Annotated in this window: 1 protein-coding gene; it reads right to left on the bottom strand. The window is 70.9% G+C overall.

Going from position 1 to position 299, the window contains the following annotated elements; genetic code table 11:
* The coding region (locus IF89_RS0136670; RefSeq protein WP_030778127.1) for a hypothetical protein at nucleotides 1-299 on the bottom strand (299 nt) is incomplete at both ends.

Here is a 299-nt window from a genome sequence, read left to right on the forward strand (position 1 = left end):
CCTGCCCGCCGGCTGCGGGGCGGGTGTCGGTGCGGGTGGCCAGGTCTCCGCGGCTGTTGTAGGTGTACACGGTCTGGGACAGCAGGGTGCCGTCTTTGCGGGTGAGGGTCTCCTTCTCCGGCTGGCCGCTGTCGTAGTAGCCGACCGCCAGGACGGTGCCGTTGCCGTACTCGGTTGTCGCCGGCCGGCCGAGGCTGTCGTAGGTGTAGGCGGCGGAGGCGGTCTGCCCGTCCGCAGTCTTCTGCACCGCGGCCTTCAGGCTGCCGTCGGGATTGTAGGTGTAGGCGGTGACGGCGCCG

It is taken from the genome of Streptomyces sp. NRRL F-2664 (assembly GCF_000719345.1).
Classification (GTDB): domain Bacteria; phylum Actinomycetota; class Actinomycetes; order Streptomycetales; family Streptomycetaceae; genus Streptomyces.